The 1,317-nt window shown below is 62.6% G+C and carries 1 protein-coding gene; it reads right to left on the bottom strand.

The features are described from left to right. Nucleotides 1-13: 13 nt before the first annotated feature. Nucleotides 14-1,234, bottom strand: a complete 1,221-nt coding sequence (locus tag OC373_RS18645; protein ID WP_111105457.1) for an ISL3 family transposase — start codon at nt 1,232-1,234, stop codon at nt 14-16. Between the last annotated feature and the right edge of the window lie 83 nt (nt 1,235-1,317).

Below are 1,317 nucleotides of genomic sequence, written 5' to 3'. Positions count from 1 at the left end.
AAAAAAAGGTTCTTCACCCAACTCCGGGGAAGGCCGCCCGGATCTTCAGGAAGAAGTACGCGTCGTCTCGGTATCCGTAGGCGACGCGCTTGATGACCTTGATCTTGTTATTGATGCCTTCCACCAGGTTCGTCCCGAGCGGCCATCGGCAGTGGGCCAGGATGCCCGGGAGATAAGGCTGCAGACGGCGGACAAAGATGCGCAGCGGCTCCAGCCCGCTTCGCAGGGCGCGATGCTTCCATGATCGCCAGGCCTTCTCCGCCCAGCTCTGGCTTCGGTAGCGCCACAGCTGCTTCAGGTCGTCTTTGAGCAGATAGGTGGTCAGCAGGGCTTTGTTGGCGGCCAGCAACTCCTCGAGTTGGACGCGCTGCTCTGCCGGGACGTTGTGCCGATTGCGCAGTAGGAGCCAGCGCGAGGTCTTCACCACCCGTCGGGCGGGCTTGTCGTTGCGCAGGCGATTGGCCTGGTCCACCCGTACCCGATCAATGACTTCGCGCCCGTACTTGGCCACCACATGGAAGAGGTCGTAGACCACTTCAGCATTGGGGCACTGGGCTTTGACCTCCACATCAAAGGCCGAATTCATGTCCATTGCTACGGCTTGGATGCGTTCGCAACCGACCCTGCCGAGTAGCTCAAAGAAGGGACGGATGTCAGCGCGGCTGCGTCCTCGGCCGACCCATAGCACGCGCTTGCGCGATGGCTCGACGACCACGGTGGCGTAGCGATGCCCCTTCTGGATCGCAAACTCGTCCATCGCGATCACGCGTACGTCCGATAGGTCCACCGGGCCCAGCGTCTGCATCAGATGCCTGAAATCAAGCGCCTTGACCGTCTTCCAGTCCAGACCATGCCACTTTGCGGTGGCGTGGATGGAGGTGGTGGCGCACATGCGTGCCACGCTCTGCGCAAGCCGTTGCGTTACCCGGGCATGCCGCTCCAGCCAATCCAAGTGCTCCAGTTTCGGCCCACAGCGAGGACAGGCCAGCCGCTGCCGCTGGACTTCCAACTCCACCGGCTCGTCGAACACGGGCAAGTCACGGATGCGCCGGAGCGTCTGGTCGTGGATGGCCACGACCCACTTGCCGCAGCCACTGCAGCGCCGTCGACGGCGTGAATCAGGCAACAGCGAAAGCACCAGCCACGTGGCTCCGCCACGTGTCTCGCGGCGCCATCCATCCAGGCGATACCCCGCCCAGCCTCCCAGTAACGGCATACAATCCAGCTTGGCCACGGCCGGCCTCGGTTTGTTTTCTCGACAACTACAAATCTAGCTGGTCGGCCGTGCGCCTTCTCCCCTCAGATGGGAGAAGAACC

The organism is Stenotrophomonas sp. Ste96, assembly GCF_024519495.1.
GTDB classification, from domain to species: Bacteria; Pseudomonadota; Gammaproteobacteria; order Xanthomonadales; family Xanthomonadaceae; genus Stenotrophomonas; species Stenotrophomonas bentonitica_A.
Note: the sequence above shows the minus strand (reverse complement) of the source record. Positions and strands in the feature narration are given on the sequence as shown.